This window comes from Ensifer sp. Root1252, from assembly GCF_001425885.1.
Lineage (GTDB): Bacteria > Pseudomonadota > Alphaproteobacteria > Rhizobiales > Rhizobiaceae > Ensifer > Ensifer canadensis.
On sequence record NZ_LMDT01000011.1, the window covers coordinates 86775 to 107675 of the forward strand.

Annotated in this window: 20 protein-coding genes; 17 read left to right on the forward strand and 3 right to left on the reverse strand. The window is 59.2% G+C overall.

The window, feature by feature from the left end; genetic code table 11:
- Positions 1 to 106: 106 nt before the first annotated feature.
- From ASD02_RS12430 to ASD02_RS12510, 17 genes are all read left to right on the forward strand, one after another.
- A complete protein-coding gene (locus tag ASD02_RS12430; protein WP_057213311.1) occupies positions 107 to 1288 on the forward strand; it encodes an FAD-dependent oxidoreductase in 1182 nt (393 codons plus the stop codon).
- Positions 1289 to 1293: 5 nt separating this feature from the next.
- Positions 1294 to 1551, forward strand: a complete 258-nt coding sequence (locus tag ASD02_RS12435) for a 2Fe-2S iron-sulfur cluster-binding protein (protein ID WP_057220879.1) — start codon at positions 1294 to 1296, stop codon at positions 1549 to 1551.
- On the forward strand, positions 1544 to 2899 hold the full coding sequence (locus tag ASD02_RS12440; protein WP_057220874.1) for an FAD-dependent oxidoreductase: 1356 nt from the start codon (positions 1544 to 1546) through the stop codon (positions 2897 to 2899). The genes ASD02_RS12435 and ASD02_RS12440 overlap by 8 nt, the downstream gene beginning before the upstream one ends.
- Positions 2896 to 4293 (forward strand): aldehyde dehydrogenase family protein, encoded by a 1398-nt coding sequence (locus ASD02_RS12445; RefSeq protein ID WP_057220875.1) that lies wholly within the window; start codon positions 2896 to 2898, stop codon positions 4291 to 4293. Before ASD02_RS12440 ends, ASD02_RS12445 begins: the two co-directional genes overlap by 4 nt.
- Before the next feature lie 12 nt (positions 4294 to 4305).
- The gene (locus ASD02_RS12450; protein WP_057220876.1) at positions 4306 to 5049 is read left to right on the forward strand and encodes a dihydrodipicolinate reductase C-terminal domain-containing protein; all 744 of its coding nucleotides are present in this window, start codon (positions 4306 to 4308) and stop codon (positions 5047 to 5049) included.
- Between the two features lie 22 nt (positions 5050 to 5071).
- Positions 5072 to 5989 carry a 4-hydroxy-tetrahydrodipicolinate synthase gene (gene dapA, locus ASD02_RS12455; RefSeq protein ID WP_025429809.1) on the forward strand — a complete coding sequence of 306 codons (918 nt, stop codon included), beginning with the start codon at positions 5072 to 5074 and terminating at the stop codon, positions 5987 to 5989.
- 190 nt (positions 5990 to 6179) lie between these two features.
- Entirely contained in the window at positions 6180 to 6845 is a 666-nt protein-coding gene (locus ASD02_RS12460; RefSeq protein WP_025429808.1) for an amino acid ABC transporter permease, read from the forward strand.
- Between the two features lie 17 nt (positions 6846 to 6862).
- A complete protein-coding gene (locus ASD02_RS12465) occupies positions 6863 to 7636 on the forward strand; it encodes an amino acid ABC transporter ATP-binding protein (RefSeq protein ID WP_081788989.1) in 774 nt (257 codons plus the stop codon).
- Between the two features lie 6 nt (positions 7637 to 7642).
- On the forward strand, positions 7643 to 8770 hold the full coding sequence (locus ASD02_RS12470) for a saccharopine dehydrogenase C-terminal domain-containing protein (RefSeq protein ID WP_025429806.1): 1128 nt from the start codon (positions 7643 to 7645) through the stop codon (positions 8768 to 8770).
- A 572-nt stretch (positions 8771 to 9342) separates the two neighbouring features.
- Positions 9343 to 10758, forward strand: coding sequence for an MFS transporter (locus ASD02_RS12475; protein WP_057213321.1), 1416 nt, complete (start codon positions 9343 to 9345; stop codon positions 10756 to 10758).
- A 14-nt stretch (positions 10759 to 10772) separates the two neighbouring features.
- Positions 10773 to 12296, forward strand: a complete 1524-nt coding sequence (locus ASD02_RS12480) for an FGGY family carbohydrate kinase (protein WP_025429763.1) — start codon at positions 10773 to 10775, stop codon at positions 12294 to 12296.
- Positions 12297 to 12363: 67 nt separating this feature from the next.
- A complete protein-coding gene (locus tag ASD02_RS12485; RefSeq protein ID WP_057213323.1) occupies positions 12364 to 14043 on the forward strand; it encodes a glycerol-3-phosphate dehydrogenase/oxidase in 1680 nt (559 codons plus the stop codon).
- Between the two features lie 2 nt (positions 14044 to 14045).
- Positions 14046 to 15596 carry an FAD-binding oxidoreductase gene (locus ASD02_RS12490; protein WP_025429761.1) on the forward strand — a complete coding sequence of 517 codons (1551 nt, stop codon included), beginning with the start codon at positions 14046 to 14048 and terminating at the stop codon, positions 15594 to 15596.
- A gap of 4 nt (positions 15597 to 15600) precedes the next feature.
- Positions 15601 to 16206 carry a glycerol-3-phosphate responsive antiterminator gene (locus tag ASD02_RS12495; protein WP_198956874.1) on the forward strand — a complete coding sequence of 202 codons (606 nt, stop codon included), beginning with the start codon at positions 15601 to 15603 and terminating at the stop codon, positions 16204 to 16206.
- Between the two features lie 3 nt (positions 16207 to 16209).
- Positions 16210 to 16509 (forward strand): putative quinol monooxygenase, encoded by a 300-nt coding sequence (locus ASD02_RS12500; protein WP_057213325.1) that lies wholly within the window; start codon positions 16210 to 16212, stop codon positions 16507 to 16509.
- A 38-nt stretch (positions 16510 to 16547) separates the two neighbouring features.
- Positions 16548 to 17705 carry an iron-containing alcohol dehydrogenase gene (locus ASD02_RS12505; protein WP_057213354.1) on the forward strand — a complete coding sequence of 386 codons (1158 nt, stop codon included), beginning with the start codon at positions 16548 to 16550 and terminating at the stop codon, positions 17703 to 17705.
- A gap of 152 nt (positions 17706 to 17857) precedes the next feature.
- Positions 17858 to 18136, forward strand: coding sequence for a type IV secretory system conjugative DNA transfer family protein (locus tag ASD02_RS12510; protein ID WP_025429757.1), 279 nt, complete (start codon positions 17858 to 17860; stop codon positions 18134 to 18136).
- Between the two features lie 532 nt (positions 18137 to 18668).
- Here the strand turns inward: ASD02_RS12510 and ASD02_RS12520 are convergent.
- The 3 genes from ASD02_RS12520 to ASD02_RS12530 all read right to left on the reverse strand — a co-directional run bounded on the left by ASD02_RS12520 (position 18669) and on the right by ASD02_RS12530 (position 20393).
- Entirely contained in the window at positions 18669 to 19262 is a 594-nt protein-coding gene (locus ASD02_RS12520; RefSeq protein ID WP_025429755.1) for a mobile mystery protein B, read from the reverse strand.
- A 4-nt stretch (positions 19263 to 19266) separates the two neighbouring features.
- Positions 19267 to 19731: a mobile mystery protein A gene (locus ASD02_RS12525; RefSeq protein WP_025429754.1), complete on the reverse strand. Its 465-nt coding sequence runs from the start codon at positions 19729 to 19731 to the stop codon at positions 19267 to 19269.
- A gap of 368 nt (positions 19732 to 20099) precedes the next feature.
- Positions 20100 to 20393, reverse strand: coding sequence for a hypothetical protein (locus tag ASD02_RS12530; RefSeq protein ID WP_200951689.1), 294 nt, complete (start codon positions 20391 to 20393; stop codon positions 20100 to 20102).
- Between the last annotated feature and the right edge of the window lie 508 nt (positions 20394 to 20901).

Genomic DNA, 20901 nt, shown 5'->3' on the forward strand with positions numbered 1-20901 from the left:
GCCGATACAAATTTCGTGAACAAGCAACGGCGTCTTCTTGTATCGACGCCAGCCGCCGGCAGCCCGCAACATAGGGCGAGTTAGAAACAGTGCCGGTTCAACAACGATGCCATTTGCACAGCCATCTTCCGTCGTCATAGCCGGTTCCGGAATCGTCGGTGCGGCGGCGGCCTATTTTCTTGCGCGCCGCGGAGTGAGGGTCGACCTGTTCGATGCGGATGTTCCGGCATCGCAGGCCACGGGAGCAGCCGACGGTGCGGTTTCCGTGGCGAGCAAACGCCCCGGTCCGATGATGGAGGCGGCGCTTTGCGGCATCGCGCTCTATCGCCAGCTGGCGCGAGACGGTCTGTTTGCAGATTGCTTCAAAAGCCGATCGACCTTCATCGTCGCAACCTCCAAGGCGGAGTGCGATGTCCTTGAAGCCCACTCGAAGGCACTTGTAGGTGCTGGCGTGCGGACGGCGACACTTGCCCCGCAGGCTGCCCGCAATCGATTTCCCGTACTGTCGCCGGACGCGTTGATGATCGTCGAGGTGCATGATGAGGGTCACGCGATCGGCTATCAAATCGTGCACCGCTTCCTCACAGCTGCCGGTGTCGTTGTTCACCGCGGCCACGCTGTTGAGAGCCTGCTTCTTGCGAGTGACGGCAGCCGTGTCGAGGGTGTCGCCACGGCGAAAGGCGACGTCAGAGCCGACGCAGTGGTCGTTGCAGCTGGCACCGGATCGGCCCGATTGCTCGGTATTGAACACGCCCTTATCCCACGCAAGGGTCAGCTTCTCATCACCGAAAGGGCGCGCGCACTGAACGCGGCCATGCCCGGGGCGATCATGTCAGGGCGATATCTGCTCAGCAAGGGCAGCCAAAATGCCCCACAAGCCAAACTCCCGAAGGGACTGGGGCTTGTCATCGACCCCCTGCAAACGGGGCAGTTCCTGATTGGAGGAACACGCGAAGATCATGGGGACCGCCGCAACAATGACATCGACGCGGTATCGCGGATCTTGCGAGATGCCGTCGCCCTTGTGCCGGGCCTTGCCGATGTGAGGCTTCTGCGCAGCTTTGCCGGAGTCCGCACGGCGGTGATCGATGGGCTGCCACTGGTCGGGCGATTACCGCATCTCATAAATGCCTATGTCGCGACCGGCTTCGAGGGCGACGGCATTTGCCTCGGGCCGATCACCGGAAAGGCAATTTCGCAGATGGTCTGCGGGGAGACGCCGGATATGTCGCTTGCGGCATTCGACCCTGCACGGTTCGGGAAAAGTGAGACCGTCGCATGGGCGTGAATGACATGAACGGTCCCAGAACGTTGCGCTGGATGTCGCAGGATATCCCGTTTCGCCAAGGTGAAAGCGTCGCGGCAGCACTGGAGGCAGCCGGGATCACGAGCTTCGGCCGCGACGCCGTTGACCGCGAAACCCGATATTTTTGCGGCATCGGTGCCTGCCAATGTTGCCTCGTCAGCATCAATGGCGTCGCTACGGAAGCCTGCCTTACCCCGGCATGGGATGGGATGGTGATTGTTGGATTGGAGGCGGACCTTGACTGATCTGGACATCATCGTTGTTGGAGGCGGGGCTGCCGGGATTTCCGCCGCCCTAGAGGCAAGCGGATCTGGCCTCTCAGTCGAGATCATCGAGCAGCGACCGAATGTCGGCGGCGCGATATATCGCCAACCGATCGACGGCGTTGAAGCCGTACCTCAGCCCCGCACGGCACGGGCTCGATGGAAGGCCCTTTTTTCCGCCTATCGACAATCGGGCATTCGACTGCGCCACTCCTGTGTCTTTCTCGGCATCGACAGTGATGGGCTCGTCCTCGTCGAGGATCGCCTTCACGGCGCCGTCGTGCATCTCAAGGCGCGCGCGGTCGTGATCGCAACAGGGGCAATCGAAAAGATACTGCCTCGTCCAGGCTGGGAACTTTCGGGCGTTTCCACCGCCGGCGGGTTGCAAGTCATGATGAAGGAAACAGGACGACCGCCGAACGGCAGAATCCTACTTGCCGGAGGCGGCCCGCTTCTTATCGCAGTCGCCGCGCAAATGGCCAAGTTGGGAAACCCGCCAGTCGCCGTCGTTGAAGCGGGCGATCCCATTCGGCACCCGCTGGTCACCTTTGGCCTGTTTGCTTACCCCAGACTTCTGAGCGAGGCATTTTCCTATCTGTGCGAGATGACGGCAAACCGAACCCCTTGGCTGCGAGGCTGTGTCCTCACAGGGGTTCGGCGATGCGACACGGGCCTGGAGGCGACGCTGCGTGATCGGAGAGGTCAATCACAGACGATCATAGTCGATCGTGTCGGCCTCCACGACGGCGTGAGATCAAACCACTTCGGCCTTCCCGATGCCGCTACGAAGGCGGACGCCCGACCAATCATCATGAGGGCTGGCGACTGCCGGGAAGCGCTCGGTTCGATCGCAGCAGAAGCCGATGGCAGGCGCGTGGGGCGCCAGGTGGTGAACCTATTGTCCGGTAAAACGCGCGCACTCAAGGACGTCGAGGCCGCGATCGCACAACAGCGTCGCGCTCAGAGCCTGCTCTCAGCGCTGTTTGCGCCGGTCGACCCCACCTCCCCGCTGGCCACCCTTCCTGACGAGACTATCTTGTGCCGCTGCGAAGGCCGCACGATTGGGGATCTCCGGCTGCTTGCACAACGGAGCGATGGCCTCTCCGGACGTGAAGTGAAACACAACGGCCGATTTTCGATGGGGGCCTGCCAAGGGCGCTTCTGCGCCGCAAACGTTGCCGAAGTGCTGAACCTCATCAGCCCGTTGCAGGCGCCAGCAGCGGCCAACGATTTGACGGGCCAGCGCTGGCCCATCCGCCCAGTATCCATCGGCGCTTTGACGCGCGCCATTTCCCAACACAATTCGAACGATGAACGAGGTTCCAAATGACGTCCCTGCAGAAAATCGCTCCCACCCCAGCTCGCCCGATCATGGTCCGTAATCCTTTCAACGGGCAGATCGTCGGCGAGATTGCGGAGCATTCCGGAGCGGAGGTCGCCGCCACTGTTTTGCGCGCCAAGACGGCGCAGCGCGAATTCCGATACTCCACGCCTGCGGTTCGGCGGGCACTATTGAACGCCCTGGCAGCCGAGATTGCCAAGGACGCAGAGAACCTGGCCCGGATCATTTCATCGGAAATGGGCAAGACGATCCGCGAAGCGCGCAACGAGGTGCGTCGCGCCCAGAACACGTTGAAGCTCTCGGGAGATGCGGCAACGTTTCTCGACGGTGAGGCACTGCATTGCGCGATCGTTGAAGGTGGTGCCGATCGTCTTGCCACAATCACATACGAGCCCGTTGGGGTCATCGGCGCCATCACGCCTTTCAATTACCCGCTCAACCTTTTGTGCCACAAGCTCGGACCGGCCATTGCCGCCGGCAATGCCGTCGTCGCCAAACCCTCGCCGAAGGCTCCGCTGGCTGCGGCTCGCCTCTTCGAACTCACGCAGAAGGCAAACTGGCCGCGCGATCTTTTCCAGGTCATCCATGGTGGCGCGGACTGCGCCCTGTCGCTTGCCCGTGCTCCTATTGATCTGCTTTCTTTCACGGGGGGCCCGCGCGCCGGCCTCGCGCTCAAGAATGCCAGTGGTCTCATCCGTTGCCTGATGGAGCTCGGGGGCAACGACCCGCTGTTCGTGCTACCCGATGCTGATTTGGACAAGGCCGTCGCGACTGCGGTCGGCCACCGGTTCGAAATCGCCGGCCAAAGCTGCGCAGCGGTGAAGAAGCTGTACCTCCATAAAGACATCGAGCAGGTGTTCACACAACGCCTCCTCGCCGCCGTCGATGCCATCGAGTTCGGCGATCCGTCGAACGACGACACAGACATGGGGACGGTTATCGATCTGCCGGCGGCCCAGGAGGTGGCACAACGCGTCAGGGCCAGCGTTGCCGGTGGCGCGAAGCTGCTGACCGGCGGCAATCACGAAAGCACGCTCTTTTCGCCAACCGTAATCTCTGACGTCGAACCGAATTCCGCTGTTATCGCCGACGAGACGTTCGGTCCTGTTATCGCCATCCGCAGCTTCACCGATCCAAACGCTGCAATTGCCGAAGTCAACGCAGGAGCCTTTGGCCTGCAGGCCGGCGTTTTCACCAACGATCATGCGCTAATCAAGACGTTCTCCCGCGAACTCATGGTTGGTGGTGTCATGGTCAACGAAGGCCCTGATTTCCGCGCGGAGCACGTCCCGTTCGGCGGCGTCAAACGCAGCGGTCTCGGCCGTGAGGGCGTTCGTATCGCCCTTCGGGAGATGTCGGAGCAAAAAGTGGTCATCGACTGAGGAACAGCCGCGATGCGCATCGGAATCGTTGGAGCCTCTGGACGGGTGGGAACACGGCTCGTCGAAGCGGTTCTTGAAAGTCCCGGGCTCGAATTGGCAGCGGCCCTGGTGTCACCGGGATCTCGACTCGTCGGGGTCCCTGTAGCTGGCGGCAGCATCGAGTATCGTCCCGCCGAAGCAGCGATGAAAAGTCATTGCGACGTCATGATCGACTTCTCCACGCCTGCTGCAAGCATGGCGCTGCAGCGAGACATCGGGACCAAGGCAATTCCCATGGTTATCGGGACAACGGGCTTCTCAAGAGAAGACGATGCACTGCTGGACAAATGCAGCATGCATCGCCCGATGATGATCAGCGCCAACTTCGCATGTGGCTTTGAAGCCTTCAAGCGATCGGCATTGGCGTTTGCCTCCAGGATGCCGGGCGCAGAGATAACGGTCTTGGAAACCTACCACGCCCGCAAGAAAACCGATCCCTCGGGAACATCCCGCCTTCTGTCGGCACAGTTGCGAGCCGAGCGTAGCCGCGTCATGGGCTTCGATGCACCTGAGCCGCCGATCGCGGTTAACCGCGAGGGCGACACCGTCGGCATCAACGAAGTTCGCTTCGACATGGGCGCGGCCGAGGCGGTGTTCTCCTATCGCGTGCACACGGTCGCTGCCTACGCCGAAGGGGCCATTGCGGCCGCACAATGGCTGGTCTCGAGCGCCGTTTCCCGTGGCCGATACACTTTGGCAGACAGCTTGAACGACTGACAATTTGAGAGAGGAAACCGAAATGACAGCACTTTCAGATCGCTTCAAAGGCGTATTTACCGCCCTGGTTACCCCCTTTAGGGACGGTGGCGTCGACTACGCATCGTATGACGCGCTTGTTGAACGACAGATTGCTGCCGGCGTATCCGGCCTCGTTCCCGTTGGAACAACAGGAGAAGCAGCGACCCTTTCGGATGACGAAGCCGTCGAAGTCATCGCTCGCACTGTTCGGATCGCGGCCGGCCAGGTCATGGTGATGGCCGGCGCCGGCGCCAACGACACGACCAAGACGGTCGACAAGATCAAGCGTGCAGAGGCCGCAGGCGCAGATGCCGTGTTGATCGTGACGCCATACTACAACAAGCCGAGTCAGGCTGGACTGATCGCGCATTATGGTGCTGCCGCGTCAGCAACCTCACTGCCGATGATGCTATATTCGGTGCCCGGCCGCTGCGGCGTGGAAATCGCGCCCGAAACCTGCGCAACGCTTGTCGAAAGGCACGAGAATGTCGTCGCCATCAAGGAGGCCGGCGGCACGGCGGCTCGGGTAACCCAGCTGCGTACAGCCTGCGGCGACCGGCTTGTCATTCATTCCGGTGACGACGGCATGACGTTGCCCTTCCTTTCGCTCGGCGCCGTGGGGGTGACAAGTGTCGTTGCCAACATCGCACCCCGCGAGATGGTGGCGATGGTCGATGCCTGGCATGCGGGCGAAACCGTCAAGGCGCTGGCGCTTCACGAACTGATCGCAGAGCTGACGGACGGCATGTTCATTGAATCCAACCCGGGCCCTGTCAAAGCTGCTCTTGCGCTCGCCAATCTCGCAGGTCCGGAAATGCGATTGCCGATGGTTCCCATTTCAGATGCAAACCGGAACAAGCTTTCCGGCATTCTCAATCGCTTCGGGTCCGCAGCTACCGCCTTCCAAGAAATGCGGTAAGGCTCACCATCAGCTTTGCATTGTCCCTACGAAATGGACAGACGAGTATCGCGTGTCGGTCCCTGCCGATCTCAGGAACCCACACCACAGACCAGGGGAACACTATGTTTGCGAGCCCACTTGATAGCCGGTGTCCTGACTTGGACCGCGGCAACTCAACGCATCCGCGGCGGCCAGACAGGAGAACGAGATGAGCTATAACTGGGACTTTCATTCCGTCTGGCAGTATTACGATCTTTTCCTCTGGGGGCTCTGGATCACCGTTGTCTACACTTTCAGTTCGATCTTTTTCGGCGTCATCATCGGTTTCATAACCTGCGCGGCACGGCTGTCTGGCTGGAAACTCCTGAACCTCACGGCCCGTGCCTACCAGGAAATCTTCCGGTGCACGCCGCTTTTGGTTCAGTTGCTCTGGTTCTACTATGCGTTCCCGCTGCTGATCGGGGGCTCCGTTGACAATCGTGTCGCGGCCATGCTGACGCTCTCGCTCTATGTCGGTGCGTTCTATGCGGAAATCTTCCGCGGCGGCATCGTTTCGATCGACAAGGGGCAGCGAGAGGCAGCCGCCGCGATCGGCATGAGCCCGATGCAGTCTATGAGCCGGATCATCCTGCCACAGGCGCTGAAACGCGTTCTGCCCTCCTTCATCAACCAGTCAGTCATTCAGTTCAAGAACACCTCGCTGGTCTCGGTCATCTCCGTCGCCGATCTCGCCTATATGGCCGCGGTCGTGAACGGCCAGACCTATCGTCCGCTCGAATCCTACACCGTGATGGCCGCACTCTACATCGCCATGCTCCTGCCTTTGACGCAGGCAGCGGACTGGATCGAAAAACGCCTCAGGGTCAGCGACTAAAGGAAGAGAGCCCGAACATGATAGCGAACTCCCAAACATCTGACCCTATCCTCGAGGCCCGCGGCCTCAGAAAAAACTACGGAGCTCTTGAGGTCCTCAAGGGGCTGGACCTCAGTCTTGCACGCGGGGAAGTCGTGGCATTGATCGGCCCTTCCGGGTCGGGCAAGTCAACCTTCATCCGGTGCCTCAACATGATGGAGACGCCGACTGCCGGCGAGATCCGCTTCCGCCAGCAACAAGTCGGCGACCGTTTCAACGACCGGGGCACAAAGATCGGCATCGGCAAGCTGCGCCGGCATGTCGGCATGGTTTTCCAGCACTTCAACTTGTTTCCCCACAAGACCGTCCTGCAGAATGTGACCGAGGGGCCGATTATCGTGTGCAAACGCCCGCCGCGGGAGGCCCGAGAGCTGGCGATGGACCTTCTCGGCCAGGTCGGCCTTGCCGACAAGCATGCCGCCTATCCCAACCATCTTTCGGGCGGCCAAAAACAGCGTGTTGCCATCGCCCGTGCCCTTGCCATGGAGCCGGAAGTTCTTCTGCTCGACGAGGTGACGAGTGCGCTCGACCCGGAATTGGTCGGCGAAGTTCTCGCGGTCATTCGCAATCTTGCCGACAAGGGTATGACCATGGCGATCGTGACGCACGAAATGGCCTTCGCGGCTGATGTTTCCGACCGGGTTCTCTTTCTCGATCAGGGAGTTATTGCCGAGACCGGCACGTCCGATGAAGTCATTCTCAATCCGCAGAATCCACGGCTGCAAGCGTTCGTGTCGCGGTTCAAGGGATAAGGTGCCATGCCCAAAATGAAAGTGACCATCGTCGGCGCCGGCAATATCGGGTCGGCCCTGGCGTCGATCTTGGCCGGACCTGAGGAATTTTCGATACAGGTCCTCGACCGTTCCGAAGAGGCCCTGGATAGGTTGGAAGACCTGAACATCGCGGCGGAGCTGCGCACCTACACGCATGACGAAGAGTTGCAGAAAATCCTCTCGGACCAGGATGTGGCTGTCGCCGCCGTCCCGCAAAGCATTGTGCCGCAGATCGCAACGGCTGCGGCTCGTTCGGACACGCACTATCTCGATTTCGTTTGCGCGACGCCGGAGACGCTATCCATTCTGGCTCCTCTGGCCGAACACCGAGCCGTCTTCACGGGGTGCGGGGTCTCGCCAGGCATTATCGGAAATGTCGCCTACGGCCTTCTTGAGGCCTTTGCGCCAGTCACCGATCTGACAATTCGGGTCGGAGCCATACCAAAGGTTTCCACAAACCGCATAGGCTATGGGCAAATATGGAACGTCGATGGCCTCATCGATGAATATACGCAACCAAGTGCGGCCGTTCGCGACGGCAAGGCAGTCATGCTATCGCCGCTCGAGAACTACGGGCATCTGAGCATCGATGGAGTGCGCTACGAAGAATTCGTGACATCAGGTGGTCTTGCCGATCTATCGATCTTCGGTGATCCGGGTCCGAAGAACGTCACGTTCAAGACGATCCGATACCCGGGACATCTCGATTACATGCGTTTCCTTCTCGATGATCTGGGCCTGCGCAATCGTCGCGACGCGTTAAGATCACTCCTTTACAACGGTTTGCCGATCGTCAAAGACGACGTGCTCTTGCTGGTCGTGACGGCAAGTGGATATCAGCGGCAACGGCCGATCGAACGCACTGTTTGCCACCGGTTTTCGCCAATTCCGGTGTCAGGCAGATTGAACGCATTGACGTCGGTTGCCACGGGGTATGCCGCAACGTTGTTGGCAATGTTGTACAGAGGAGAAATTCCGCCCGTCGGCTTCGTCCCTCACCACGCGATCAATACCGAGACACTCCTGTCGAGTCCGTTTCTTAAGCCATTGATACACCCCGGCATTGCTGCAGACCAACTAGCCTATTTGATGCGACCATGCGGCTTTAGCTAACGCGCAAGGATGGCGTGTCTGTCGTCAGAGCTGGCCGTGAACCCAGCCGGTACTTGCTAAGCACGATTTTGCGAGACCTGCAGGAACAGTTCTTGTTCTGGCCCCCACTCGATTGGACGAACCTTTATCGAGACCGCGATTGGAAACGCTCTTATCGCGAAATCCTGCAGCCAATGCGGAGACCCGTGGTCGGATATGCGATTTTACGCAATTTGCTTTGCTCCATCCGGGCACCTCGCCACTCGGTCCGCTCGCTTTCGCGAATTCGCGCTTCGCGCGATAAGTCGAGGTCGGCCCAGCTAATTCTGCGCGAACAAGGGCGTTCCCCTTGATACATTACGCGATTTTGTTGCGGCAACATCGTCGCCATATCGTTCACACTGGCGAAAGCATCCGTCGACGCATGAATTTGTTTGGCTGAATCTGTAGTCGCTTGACAAAGCAATCGAGACGCGTTCTATTCCGCTTGCAGACTAAAGATGTAAGACTATCTGCAAGATGGTCTTACTGTGTCTGGTTCCTGGCAAAGTGTCCTCTTGCAGATGTCATAGCGACGTTGGGAGGACGCCGTAATGCACGGAAGCAAGATAGCCCTTAGGGGCGTTCCAGATATTATTTCCCACATTGATGCGAATGACGGTATTCGAGGCCGCGCCGGTGTTATCTGGTGGCTCGCCCTCGGTGGCCTGTTCCTTGATGCCTTTGCCAATTCTGCCCTGAGTGCCGGCCTTGGACCAATGACACGCGATCTAGGATTGGATGCGGCGCAGGTCGCTCTGATGACGTCCTTCGCCTCGTGGGTGTCGATTGCGTTCAATCCGATCGGTGGCTGGATGGCCGACCGCTGGGGCCGCATGCGCCCGCTGATCCTCGCAAAATTGATCGCGCTCATTGGGGCGGTACTGGTGATGACGGCCCACTCCTATGAAGTCATCCTTCTGGGACGGTTCTTTGTTGGCGCCGCCTACGGTATCGATTTTGCTATCGCCATGGCTGTGCTTGCCGAATTCACGCCGGCGCGCCTGCGCAGTCGCCTCAATACCTGGCAGGGCATCTGGTACACCGCCGTGTGCACAAATGTGCTTCTCGCCATGCTGTTTTACAGCTGGGACGTGGGCGACTCGATCTGGCGCTATTCCGTCGCTGCAACCGGCGTCTTTGCTTTTGCGATCATGATGCTGCAACTGGTGTTCATGGTTGAAAGCCCGATCTGGCTTGCCCGCAAGGAGCGGCTGGAAGAGGCTGCCCGCGCGATGACCCGCATCTATCGTCGTGATTTCATTGCTGCCGTGCCCGAAGACCGTTTGCCGGTTCTGAATCAGGCCCGTCGCGGCATTGCCAATGTCGCCCTGATTTTCCGTGGCATCTATCTGCCGCGCACCATTCTTGCCGCGACCGTCCAGATCGGACAGTCGATTCAGTATTTTGCCGTGGGCTGGTACTTGCCGCTCATCAGTGCAGCGCTCTTCGGCAAGGATTTCCTCTATGCCATGACGGGTACGCTGGTGTTCAACGTATTCGGCATCATCGGCGGCTTCTCTTCGCCGGTCATCGGCCGCGTACTCGGCCTTCGCAAGGCTTCGGCCATCGGCTTTGGTGCGGTTTTCGTCATGCTGGTCATCATGGGCCTGTTCCACGACACTATGCCGATCTGGCTCGCGATCATCGTGCCTTCGCTGTTCATCCTTTTCCACTCCGGTGGTCCAGGCGCAAATGGCAAGAGCCTGTCGTCGCTGTCGTTCCGCAGCGAGCTGCGCGCAGGTGCCAACGGCGTTATCGGTGCGCTTGGCGCCATGGGGGCGGCCCTCGGCTTGCTGGTCTTCCCGATCTTCCGTGAGACCTATGGTCTCGGCACGACCTTCCTGATCCTTTCGGTGGTTCCGCTGATTGCCTGCATCATCTGCTCGGTCATTCAATGGGATCCGACCCGCACCACGGTCAGCCCGGACGCCGAACCGGATGCACCACAGTTCGAAGGCGACAAGTAACAAGGGAGGGGAATGTGAACGGACGCAGACAGGTCATTCTGGCCATTGACGAAGGAACGTCCGGAACCCGGGCCGCGCTTGTCGCGGCCGACGGTTCGGTCTCCGCCGTCAACTACACTACGCTTGCCGTATCTTCGCCGCGTCACAACGTAGTGGAGCAGGACGCTGATGTTCTTTTGCAAAAGACCATCGACGTCTGCGGCAAAACGATTGCCGCGGCTCGAGATACGGGCCTAGAAATTGCAGCAATAGCAATCGCCACGCAACGCGCAACCGGTGTTTTGTGGGATACCGAGTCCGGCCGGGCGCTGGTTCCAGCCATGGTCTGGCAGGATTCCCGCTATGCCGACGAGCTGAAGCCGCTTGGAGCTGTCTGGGATGCGAAACTCGTGGCGCTCGCAGGGCGCCCGGTTGGTGGACGAGCGATCTATCTATGGGCTGCGCGCCATATGCAAAAGACGCCCGCCGTGCGTGAGGCATGGAAGGCAAGAAGGCTTGCCTTCGGCACTGTCGACAGCTGGCTGCTTTGGAACCTGTCTGAAGAACGGAAAGCCGTCACAACACCGACCAACGCCACATCCGCCGGCGCCTATGTCCTCGGTGAGCATCGCTATTTCACCGACTGGATAGAGGCGCAGGGCTTTCCGGTGGAACTGTTGCCTGAACTGAAGCAGGACGCCGATGATTTCGGCTACACGAGAAAGGAAGTCCTGGGTATTCGCGTGCCGATCAAGGCGTCGTGCGGCGACCAGTTGGGCGGACTTGTCGGTCTTGGCTGCCACGATGCCGGTCTGGCCATGTGCGTGCACGGTACGGGCAGTTTCGTCGATCTTGTGATCGGAAAGCAGACGCCCAAAAATCCCGGCCTCTATGAGGCGACGTTCACCATGACGGCCTGGCGGAGCGACAATCTCTCGCATTTCGCGGTCGAGACCTATGCCGCCACGACCGGATCGGCGCTCAACTGGCTTTGCAATGAAATGCGCTGGTTCGAGAATGCCAAAGAGGTTAGCGAACTGGCTTCGACGGTTTCGTCTTCCGATGGTCTCTTCTTTATGCCGACGCTGACGGGATTGCGCCAGCCGAACATCGTGCCGGATGGCAGAGCATCGCTGACCGGGCTTTCTTTGGCCCACAGCCGGGCGCATCTCGCGCATGCCATTCTGGAGGGCATTGCACATTCGGTTGTTTCCTGTGCTGAGGCGAGCTCGGAGGTAGCAGGCGTTCCGGTTCGGGAAGTAGTGGCTGGCGGAGGGCTTTCCTCGAGTGATGCGCTGCTGCAGCTACAGGCTGATCTGAGCGGGGTTCCGGTGCGGCGCATGGCGGATCAGGATCGTGCCAGCCTACGTGGCACCGCGTTTCTGGCTGGCAGCGAGGGATTGCTCTGGAGCGACCTTGCGGAGGCTCGCGCCACGCTACCCGAAGGCAATCTTTTCATCCCCAAGGCCAGCGAAGCGGAAAGACAGGACCGTCGAGCCCGATGGCATTCCCTTACGGATGAGGAAGTCGCACGCGTTCAATCCGGTCACTACCGCTAGTTTTTTTAACGCGCATTTTTCCGAGGAACGATCACACTTTTCGGAATGCGCTCCAACAGGAGTTGAAATGCTGAATCTGCGCTCCCGGCGCGCGGACAAGGAACGCGCCCGGATGATCCGCACCGAACCACTAAGGTTGAACCGGTCGGAACAGGAAGACCGTCTTGCCGCTGAAACCTACGATATTCTGATCGTAGGCGGCGGCGTGACCGGTGCCTACTGTGCCTTCGATGCAAGTCTGCGCGGCTTTCGTGTCGCGCTGATCGAGAAAGATGATTTTGCATCAGGTACATCGTCAAAATCATCCAAGATGGTGCATGGCGGCTTGCGCTATATCGAACAGGGTAATCTTGGGCTCGTGCGCCATTCTCTGCTTGAACGCCAGCGCCTCAGGCGTAATGCAGGCCATCTGGTTCAGCGCTTGCCTTTTCTGTTCCCTATTCTTGAACGGGATGGCGTGTTCGATGCGCGCTTCGCCAAGGCGTTTGAAGGGTTACTCTGGACATATGACCTGGCTGGAGGCTGGCGCGAAGGCATTCTGCACCAGAAGCTGACCGCCGCCGAAGTGCTGGCGCATTGCCCGACTTTCAAGGACGAATATCTGCGCGGTGGGCTCATGTACTTCGATGCCCGCGTTGATGATGCACGCTTGACGCTGGCGCTTGCCCGCTCTGCCGGCTTCCATGGAGCTACGGTTCTCAACCACTCGAAGGTCGCCGAGATTACCCGCAGTTCGGGGCGGGTCGACGGTGCAATCGTTCACACCGTTGAGGGCAAGGAAATTAGGGTGCACGCCAAGACCGTCATCATGGCGACGGGGGTGTGGCTACGAGACTGGATGGGGCTTGGCAAGGACGGCGAAAAGCCGTTGCATGTGCGCCCAGCCAAAGGCGTTCACGTGGCGATCCCTTGGTTGAAGATTCGCAATGACTGCACTGTAACGGTGCCGGTGCCGGGTCGCAGCCGCCGTGCGACAATCACGCGCTGGGGCAATGTCTCCTATCTCGGAACGACCGACGAGGATTACCAGGGAGATCTTGACGACGTGCATTGCACGCGTCGCGAACTCGATTTCCTGATCGAAGGCGCCTGCAGCGCGCTCAATATTGACCTGACGCCGGAAGATGTCGTCGGCAGCATTGCCGGGTGCCGCCCGCTGGTGGCCGCTTCATCAGGTGGCAGCACCATGGACGTCAAACGCGACCATTCCGTGCATGTTGCGCCTGACGGCCTCGTCACGATCGTGGGCGGCAAGCTGACGACCTCTCGCCATATGGCCGAACAGACGGTGGACGCCGCCGCGAGAGTTCTCGGCGACCGCCGCCGCTGTACCACGAAGAAGGCATTTCTGTTGGGCGCTGCCGGCTATGACGCGCAAGCAATCGTGGCGTCTGGCGGTATGGAGGCGCATCTGGGCGAGCGTTACGGCACGGAAGCGCGCTTTGTGAGCGATCTGATCGCGGCGCGCCCGGAACTGGCCAAGCCGGTTGTGAATGGCTTGCCCTATACCGGCGGCGAAGTCGTCTACGCCGCGCGGCACGAGCTTGCCCGGACAATCGACGACGTGCTTTCGCGCCGTATGCGTGCCCGTCTGATGGCGCGCGATGCCTCGGCCCGCGCGGCCGCGAAGGTGGGCGCCTTGCTGGGGGAGGAACTTGGTCTTCCCCAGGCCGAAATCGACCAACAGGTCGCCGCCTATATTGCCGCGACCGAAAAAGAAAAGTCCATTCTCACAGGAGCGAACTGAACATGATCAGCAAGGAAGCCATCAAGCGCGGTTACAATCGCGGAAATTATGTCGTCGGTGCCCCGACCCAACCGCACTATGCCGGTAACATCACCGAAATTGGCACCAAGGCCGATCTGGCTCAGAATGCCGTTTCAGTCGAAGCTGCTCTCGTGAAGAAACTGCGCGAGATTGCAGACGAGGTTATGACCGAGCGGGATGATCTCGTCGTGAACACTCGGGACTGGTGGGCCCGTACGATGATCGCGGAAACGAGTGGAAAGCCCGCGACGGTTGATGGCGTGTTCGTCCGTGTTTCGACGGTTGAGCAGGTGCAGGCTGTCATGCACCTTGCGCATGAAGCCAAGGTGCCTGTCACGGTTTCTGCCGGGCGCTCCAACGTCACGGGCGCGGCCCTGCCTCTGCGCGGCGGCATCGTGCTCGATGTCTGCGCACTCAATCGCCTTGTAAGCTTCGATCCCGATAGCCAGATCGTTGAAGTTGAAGCTGGCATGTTCGGCGATATTTTTGAGGAAACCATCCAGCGCGACTACGGCATGACCATGGGACATTGGCCGTCCTCGTTCGGTATCAGCACTGTCGGAGGCTGGATCGCCTGCCGCGGCGCGGGCCAGCTTTCCACTCGCTACGGCAAGATTGAAGACATGGTCTACGGCATGGAAGTCGTGCTGGCCGACGGTTCGCTGGTGACCGTCGGAAACTATGCCCGCGCGGCCGTCGGGCCGGATCTGCAGCAGCTCTTCATCGGTTCGGAAGGCACGCTCGGCATCATCGTAAGGGCGCGCCTGAAACTGCATCGCCTGCCGGACTATGCCCGCGCCATCGCATTTGGCTTCAAGAGCTTTGCCATCGGTCTGGAAGCCTGCCGCCGTATCATGCAGGGCGGCGCCAATCCGGCAGCGTTGCGTCTTTATGACGAGCTGGAAAGCGGTGTGCAGTTCGGTTTGCCGGAAAGCAACGTGCTGCTGATTGCCGATGAAGGCGCGAAGGAAATGGTCGATGCCGTGATGGCGATCAGCGAAAAAGTGTGCGCCGAACTCGGTGACAAGCTCGATGGCGATACTATCTTCGAGAAGTGGCTCGATACGCGTTATCTCACCGGCAAGAGCGCCGAGGGCTTCAAGCGCAGCCGAGGCTTTGTTGCAGATACGCTGGAAATGACCGGCTGCTGGCGAGATCTTCCCGCAATCTACGACGAGGTTGTTGCCGCCATTAACGCAGTCCCGGGCACACTTGCTGGTTCGGCGCACCAGTCGCATGCCTATGTCGATGGTGCCTGCCTCTACTTTTCGCTGCGCGGCGACGTGGATGTGGAAAAACGAGCCGAGTGGTATCGAGCTGCATGGGATGCTGCCAACGCTGTACTCATCAAATATGGTGCGGCATTGAGCCATCATCACGGCGTTGGGATGCTGCGAGCGCCCTATATGAAGGACGCATTGGGATCAGCATTTCCGCTACTGGAGACCGTGAAGCAGGCACTCGATCCGGACAATCTGCTCAACCCCGGCAAGCTCGGACTTTCGCTCGACATGCCAAGAGACGGGAATTAACGGAATGACATTGGACAGGACGATTGGCGAGCGGCTTTTGCGGGCGCCAGTCATGGCAACGCTATATGGTGTCGATAATGTTCAGGCTTTTCTGGACAGCAAGGCGGAGGTAGGCATCGTCGCCAACATCGCTTTGCGACATGTTGCGGAGGTGCTGAGTGCGCTTAAGAAAAGCAACAAGCTGATCGTTCTGAACATCGACAGTTGCGAGGGCCTGTCACAGGACAAAGGAGCCATCGAATTCCTTGCCGACATAGGCATTTCGATTTTGCTTTCGACCCGCGTCCCAACAATCCAGAAGGCTGCGCAATGCGGCCTTCTCACCATGCAAAAGGTCTTTGTGACAGACCGCTCCACCTGGCCTCGTAGTGTTAAAGCGATTGCGCAAAGCGCCCCCAACTTGGTGCAGCTGATGCCCTCGCCGATGCTCGACTACCTAGGGATGGATGAGAAGCGGAAGCTGCCGCCGATCGTAGCATCCGGCTTCGTCTGTAACGAGGCCGACGTCGAGACCGCTCTATCGCGCGGTGCGGTCGCCGTCTCTTCAAGTAACAAGGCGATCTGGAATTTCAAGCGTTCGAAGATGCCACCTCATGGTCGCCAAAGGTAGGACATGCCCAAGACTTTTTATCAGGTAATCGCGTACTATCACTCCAAACCCGGTTGTGGCGATGCTGTGGAGGCCAGACTTCACGAATTGGCGATGGCCAGCCGAGCCGAGAGTGGGAACATCGCCTACGCGTTTTATCGGTCGCCGGAGAACACCGATCATTTCGCGATTCTCGAAGAATACGTCGATGAAGCTGCCTTCGGCGCTCACCGCTGCAGCGCGCATTTCCAAACGATTGCATTGGAGAAGATCGTGCCAATGCTCGAGACACGAAACGTCAAGGGATTTGTGTGTTCGCGCTGACGGTCAGTGACCAAGTCTACACGAATGGAATGACCATCATGAAAAACTTTGTCTTCAATACCGCCAAATCAATTGTTTTTGAGGCGGGCGCCAATGCGCGCATCGCCGAGATTGTCGGACTGACGCTTGGTCCACGTGTCGTGCTCGTGACTGACAGGGGGCTGCGCCGCCTTGGCCTCATCGATCCCGCGCTGGCATCGTTCGCGAAAGCTGGAATTGAGGTCGCTATTTTCGATGACATCGCTGTCGACCCACCAGAATGCAACGTCCAGGATCTCGCGGCCTTCATCACGGCGTGGGGGGCAACCGGCGTGATTGCCATCGGAGGGGGCTCGCCGATGGACGTGGCCAAGGTGGCGTCACTGGTCGCCAAGACCGGCCAATCGCTCAACGAGGTATTCGGGGTAAACGTTGCGAAGGGACCGCGCATGCCGCTGGTTCTTGTGCCGACCACAGCCGGCACCGGTTCCGAAGTTACGCCGATCGCGATCATAACGACCAACGGAGCTGAAAAGAAGGGAGTTGTCTCCCCACTCCTGCTTCCGGACATTGCGATTCTCGACGCCGAACTGACACTTGGCCTGCCGCCGACGGTGACCGCGGCGACTGGCATCGACGCTATGGTGCATGCCATCGAATCCTATGCGTCTGCTTCCCCCACGAACAATCCGATCTCCAGCGGCCTGTCCAAACAGGCACTGCAATTGCTTGGTGCCCACATTCGCGAAGCTGTATTCAATGGTCATAATACTGTGGCACGCGGCGCGATGCTTCTCGGTTCGCTGCTTGCAGGACAAGCCTTTGCTAACTCGCCGGTCGCTGCCGTGCATGCGCTAGCCTATCCAATCGGCGGGCATTTTCACGTACCTCACGGGCTCTCCAACGCATTGGTACTAACGCATGTGCTTCGTTTCAATCTTCCGCGGGCGGCAAATGCGTACGCTGAAATTGCGGCTTACGCTTTCCCTGATTTGGCGCAACTGCCCTTCGAAACGCGGGCGACTGCCTTCATCGATGCGCTCGATCAGCTTGGCAGAGAGCTGAACATTCCACGGACACTGCGGGAGGTGGGCATTCCAAGACATGCCTTACCTATGCTTGCGCGCGAGGCGATGAAGCAGACCCGTTTGCTCGTGAACAACCCTCGAGATGTTACCGAAGCTAACGCGCTGGCGATCTATGAGGCTGCTTTTTAGCAGTTACTTCGAAGCCTAGAAGTTCGATTTTCTCGAGAAGCGAAGTGATCGAAAAAATGCGCAGTCGCAAAGCACCTGACGCGAGCTTCCGAAGTTCTCCTTGATCGCCGCCCTGAGATTTTGGACCAGATGAATACGGTCAGCCACCTGGCGTGCTACAGGTTTTCGGCGTCAACGATATCGAGACGGCCGAGCTGATCGCGCGCAGGGTCGGCAAGACGGATGTCAATTACATCACCCGGCCATGGAGCGAAGGCAAGAACTCGTCGTCCGAACACATCTCGCCTAGTGACCTCATCAACGCGGATGAGATCATGCGCGTACCGGAAGGCAGGATGATCCTGCTGAGACAGGGGCAGCGGCCGGCCTGGGCCAAGAAGCTTCGATATTACGACGACCCGGAAATCACAGGCCCGTATGATCCGTCATGAATGACGGGACAGACCGGCGTCGCCAACTTTTGTTCCTTGTAGGTCCGAGATATCATCGGCCGTGACATCGCCGGAATGCTGTCCTCGAGAGGCCAGCAAAAAAGAACGCACCAGGCGCCGGCAGCCTCGCGGCCAGAGCCAGTTCGCGCGTGGCTTGACCGGTTAAGAGCCTCGTTTCGGAGGATCAGCATCGCGGCGGCCAACGGCCGGGATCCGGCAAGCCTAGGCCCGGCAAGTCACTCCGCTTGATCGTTGGGGCGTGGCCAACGATTTGAACAAGGGCTTGTCCGGCCCTCATTGCAATGGAGCGCGCGCAACGTTCGCGTGCTCTGAGGACTTGTCCGAAGATCGGTCCGCAGCCCAGCTGCGGGCCGCTTTTGATATGCATGATTTCGTCGCCATCCCTCACTCGGGGGATGGAGCGCTCCGCATCCGCAATGGCCTGCAACTGCAACTGCGACTGCGTGAATGTCTTCATGTCAGTCCTTTCTCGCTTCCAGTTTGAGAAGCTCACCTACCATTTTCGAAACACTCATGAGCGCGCGAACTCCAGCAAGGGTCCGATATCGTGGTTATCGGCCGCCCGAAGTGCAGCAACATAACGGGCTCGGGTCTTGCCCGCATCGACCAGATTTGCCCGGCCCCAGCTAAATGGCGGTCGTCCAAGCTGGCGCCCGAGCAGATCGCCCGCCAGGCGAGAAAATCGGCCGTTTCCGTTTGGGAAGGGATGGATTGCCACCAGCCTGTGGCTGAACCGGACAGCGATCTCGTCGGGTGGAAAGGTCTCGTGTTCGACCCAATAGCGCACGTCGTCAGCCACCTGCCTGACATCCATTGCAATGCGATAGGCATCGACGCCGATGTTTCTAGGTGTTGTCCGGTACTGGCCAGCCCAATGCCAAACGTCCCCAAACATGCGGCGGTGCAACTCACTGAGGAATTCCTGGTCGAGCAGGTCCCTTTTTCGCGACGTCGCCCATCGCAAGCCTTCGCCGATGTTAACTTGCTCGGCCTCGTTCAATTCGTGCCGCAAGGTGATGTAGGAGGGAATGAGCTGCTCCCGTTCCTCAACGGTTAGCGGCGTATTTGCTTCATCGTCGTCCTGGAAAAGAGGGTCCTCCTCCATAGAGTCAATCCTCTTCCCACAGGCGTCGCCCAGCGTCTGCAAGCAAAGCGTCGATAAGCCGGCGACGTTCGTCCTCCAGGTCCGACTTGATCAACGCCTGGTTTTCCAGACGCATCGTATGATCGAGTCGCGTCATCTCCTCACCGACCTTTTCGGCCGCGCGCTCGCGAAGGATATCGTCAAGCGGCTTGATCGGCACGAAAGCGTAGACAAAGGTGCAATTCATTGCCGCGGCCGCTTCCCGTAGCGTCCTGATCGTTGTCGCTCCCGAAACTTCAGCCTTCTCGATCGCCGGTATGCGGGACGGAGCGGCACCCATGCGCATGGCGAGCTGGCGCGTAGTCATGCCGAGGGCCTCGCGGATGGCCTTCATCCAACCACGTGGCGGCGAAATGAGCTCTAGGTCTCGCACCGGCGCCAGACGTCGTTCCAACTGCTTTCGAGCGAGGGCCGCTTGTTTTTTGTTCATCTATTTATGTCCATTTTCGAACAAAATAGCATATAAAAATGAGCAAAGATATCCGTATTGAGCATTTAAAAGTATTCAGCTTGAGTTAGAGCGATCACAAATATATGCGCAATAGCTCAGCAGCTAGGTCCTGATAGCCGCGAGTTTCCAGCGATGGACAATCGGCCGAGCTGTCGTTGGAGAAGCACCGCCGCCAGAGAGGCGAACGATGAGACCCTTGCGCCGAGCCGCTGAAACCGGCATGTCGCGAATTGAGGAGAGGCAGCATGGTACAATTCTAGGACTGGTGCGATTACAACGACACGCCTGTCGGAAATCACTACATCCGGGTCATGAGAGGTCGCGGAGCCGATGAGCAGGTCACCAGTTCAGGTGCGTTCAAAGCCAAGCACGAAATCGACAACCTTCGACGATGACATTTCGCAGGGCCTCAGGATGGTGCGCGCGTCAGAGAGCACATAGAGGTTGAAACTGACGACATCCGCTCCGCCCAGCTCTTCGCCATACCGCCACACTCGCCTCCAATCGGCCGAGCGCCTGACGGTTGCACTCCATCGGCGGCCCTGGAAAATTCCGTGCACGTAGCCCTCGGGAAGCTCCGCAAGCGCCTTCTCGAACTTAACCAGAAACGCAGACGACAGCTCGGACGCCGACTGCGTCATGGCGCCAGGCACTCGTCACAAATGCCACAACCGTCGGCGTCCATCCACGATGCCGAGGGCCACAGGTCAATTCACCAAGCCGATATCTCCACCCTCAGGGGCGCAGTCCAGATTGTCGATCGTTATCGACGATATTGGTCAGGTCAGCCGATATCGAGTTGTCCAGCCGAAAGTGCTGCCAACAGCCTTGTCAATGCCCGCATGAACAAGCGACACTTCATGGGTCGGATTTGATCGTATGAAGATCGATCCATGCCCTTAGCGAGATGGGTCGGCTAGAAAAGAACGTCGCGAACCAAGTCCGAGGCCGAAGGAATCTTCCTCGCGCCCTCAAAAAAAAACGGTCGGGCAAAGGCTCGCCACTTCTGTTTGTTCGAACTGCTCCCTCAGCCTCCAAAGACGATCAGCAAGTCCTTGGCATCGATCTGGTCGCCGGCGCGCACCAGAACTTCGGCAATCGTGCCGTCCTTCTCCGCATGCAAGGCCGTTTCCATCTTCATCGCTTCGA

Coding starts and splice junctions, on each gene's coding strand:
- ASD02_RS12430 (WP_057213311.1), top strand. CDS start 107: ATGCCATTTGCACAGCCATCTTCCGTCGTCATAGCCGGTTCCGGAATC.
- ASD02_RS12435 (WP_057220879.1), top strand. CDS start 1,294: ATGAACGGTCCCAGAACGTTGCGCTGGATGTCGCAGGATATCCCGTTT.
- ASD02_RS12445 (WP_057220875.1), top strand. CDS start 2,896: ATGACGTCCCTGCAGAAAATCGCTCCCACCCCAGCTCGCCCGATCATG.
- ASD02_RS12475 (WP_057213321.1), top strand. CDS start 9,343: ATGCACGGAAGCAAGATAGCCCTTAGGGGCGTTCCAGATATTATTTCC.
- ASD02_RS12520 (WP_025429755.1), bottom strand. CDS start 19,262: ATGGAGGAGGACCCTCTTTTCCAGGACGACGATGAAGCAAATACGCCG.
- ASD02_RS12530 (WP_200951689.1), bottom strand. CDS start 20,393: ATGACGCAGTCGGCGTCCGAGCTGTCGTCTGCGTTTCTGGTTAAGTTC.
- ASD02_RS12450 (WP_057220876.1), top strand. CDS start 4,306: ATGCGCATCGGAATCGTTGGAGCCTCTGGACGGGTGGGAACACGGCTC.
- ASD02_RS12490 (WP_025429761.1), top strand. CDS start 14,046: ATGATCAGCAAGGAAGCCATCAAGCGCGGTTACAATCGCGGAAATTAT.
- ASD02_RS12505 (WP_057213354.1), top strand. CDS start 16,548: ATGAAAAACTTTGTCTTCAATACCGCCAAATCAATTGTTTTTGAGGCG.
- ASD02_RS12470 (WP_025429806.1), top strand. CDS start 7,643: ATGCCCAAAATGAAAGTGACCATCGTCGGCGCCGGCAATATCGGGTCG.
- ASD02_RS12495 (WP_198956874.1), top strand. CDS start 15,601: ATGACATTGGACAGGACGATTGGCGAGCGGCTTTTGCGGGCGCCAGTC.
- ASD02_RS12525 (WP_025429754.1), bottom strand. CDS start 19,731: ATGAACAAAAAACAAGCGGCCCTCGCTCGAAAGCAGTTGGAACGACGT.
- ASD02_RS12485 (WP_057213323.1), top strand. CDS start 12,364: ATGCTGAATCTGCGCTCCCGGCGCGCGGACAAGGAACGCGCCCGGATG.
- ASD02_RS12460 (WP_025429808.1), top strand. CDS start 6,180: ATGAGCTATAACTGGGACTTTCATTCCGTCTGGCAGTATTACGATCTT.
- ASD02_RS12465 (WP_081788989.1), top strand. CDS start 6,863: ATGATAGCGAACTCCCAAACATCTGACCCTATCCTCGAGGCCCGCGGC.
- ASD02_RS12500 (WP_057213325.1), top strand. CDS start 16,210: ATGCCCAAGACTTTTTATCAGGTAATCGCGTACTATCACTCCAAACCC.
- dapA (WP_025429809.1), top strand. CDS start 5,072: ATGACAGCACTTTCAGATCGCTTCAAAGGCGTATTTACCGCCCTGGTT.